The organism is Armatimonas sp. (genome assembly GCF_043760365.1).
Lineage (GTDB): Bacteria > Armatimonadota > Armatimonadia > Armatimonadales > Armatimonadaceae > Armatimonas.
Genome location: NZ_JAYUPA010000516.1, coordinates 1 through 1,608 on the forward strand (window position 1 = coordinate 1; position 1,608 = coordinate 1,608).

The following is a 1,608-nucleotide window of genomic DNA, read 5'->3' on the forward strand; positions in this document are numbered from 1 at the left end:
GGCATAGGGTCATCCTTCAAGTCGAGGTGGGCTGCCTCCATTGTGACACAAATTCTGTCTCGGCATAAAGTGATCAATATTTATGCCAGGCTGTACTAGGGGTACCTACAGAAATTTGAGCAGGAACGGCCCGAGCAGCAAAAACAGTCCTAGCCCGGCCCAGGCGAGTGCCCACTTGAGCTTTTGGGATTTGGTGGCACGGGATCTCTTAGAGAACACAGCAGCGAGCCAGTGGCCGTCGAGCGGCGGTGCGGGGATGAGTAGGTTGGCGGCGTTCATGACGAAGTTGATTTGTGCCACGTGCAGCCAGAAGAAATCGCCGGTGAAGTGGTAGATCGTGGCGCAGGTAATCGCGACCAGCGTCCCAAAGACCGGCCCCATGATCCCGATAAAGGCGTTCTCGGTGACTGTCGTATTGCCCCGCTGGTGAAAGACGACCCCACCGATCAGAGGAATGAAGCGCATGCCCATGTACGGCAGGCCGTAGCGCCGCGCGGCAATCGCGTGCCCGCACTCATGGATGAAAATGGAAAACACCAGCCCCGCTGCGACCGCCCAGCCCCAGCCCATTGGGTAGGCGTAGAACCAGATGGTGAAGGCCATCGAGAGCAGGGTGCTAGGCATCGTCTGGCGGACGCGATCCGCATCCCGTGAGTCCTTGAAGGTGTTTAGCTGCATGTCCTTGCCGGGCTTGGCACGCACATCCAGGCTCTCATCCCCGAGGTCGAACTTTGTGGGCATTGCTAGATTTCGACCGGCTCGGCGAGCTCTGCAAAAGCGGCGAAGCGCTTGGACATATCGCTGAGAACGGTGGGCTTGTGGCCCAGAGCCTTGCGCTGCACCGTCCCATCGCTCGCCACCAGAAACACGGCGGGCGCGTAGGGGATGCCGTAGAGCCCGGAGTGGTAGAGATGATGGTCGAGCATCAAAGGAAACGTGATGCTATTTTCTGCGGCAAACGCCCGGACGAGAGTTTCATCGGTCTCTTGCGAGATTCCCCAGACGGTTAACTTCCCGCTTTCTTTGTAGCCGTCGGCGAGCTTTTGGAGTGTCTTGAGAGTCTGGGCACTCTGCCCGTCTAGCCCGAAGAAGGCAAAGAGAATCCAGCTCCGGCCTCGTGTCGGGAAAGAGTGGCACACGCGGCCCGCAAGGTCCGTGAGCTGAAAGTCGCGGATAAAGTCCGCGGCATTGATTGAGTTGTCTCCCCAGCGCTGCTGGGATTGTCCACCAAAAGCCATAGTGCTGTCAGGATACCCGATTTTTCTCATTTCGGTTCCCGCTTCCCGGTATAATCCTGCTCATGGGACTCTTCATAGACGGCGCGATCATCCTACTTTACTTTGTGGCGATCTCCGCCATTGGCCTCACCATGGGCCGCCGGGAGACGAATCTCAAGGACTTTGCGCTGGGTGGGCGGCAGATACCTTGGTGGGCCGTGATGGCGTCGATCATTGCGGCGGAGACGAGTGCCGCGACATTTCTCGGCGCTCCGGGCGAGGGGTTTGAAAAACGCAGCCTGGCCTATGTACAGCTCACGCTCGGGGTGGTCATTGGGCGCTGGGTGGTGGCGACGGTCTTTCTGAAGCCCTACTACGACTACAAAGTCTA

The 1,608-nt window shown here is 58.5% G+C and carries 2 protein-coding genes and 1 pseudogene; 1 reads left to right on the forward strand and 2 read right to left on the reverse strand.

All coding sequences use genetic code 11. From position 1 onward, the window contains the following. Positions 1-105: 105 nt before the first annotated feature. The gene (locus ACH2EH_RS11990; protein WP_395141969.1) at positions 106-741 is read right to left on the reverse strand and encodes a metalloprotease; all 636 of its coding nucleotides are present in this window, start codon (positions 739-741) and stop codon (positions 106-108) included. A gap of 2 nt (positions 742-743) precedes the next feature. Next, on the reverse strand, positions 744-1,238 hold the full coding sequence (locus ACH2EH_RS11995) for a peroxiredoxin family protein (protein ID WP_395141971.1): 495 nt from the start codon (positions 1,236-1,238) through the stop codon (positions 744-746). Positions 1,239-1,300: 62 nt separating this feature from the next. Here ACH2EH_RS11995 and ACH2EH_RS12000 point away from each other — a divergent pair. Next, a pseudogene (locus ACH2EH_RS12000) lies at positions 1,301-1,608 on the forward strand (sodium:proline symporter); the annotation flags it as partial.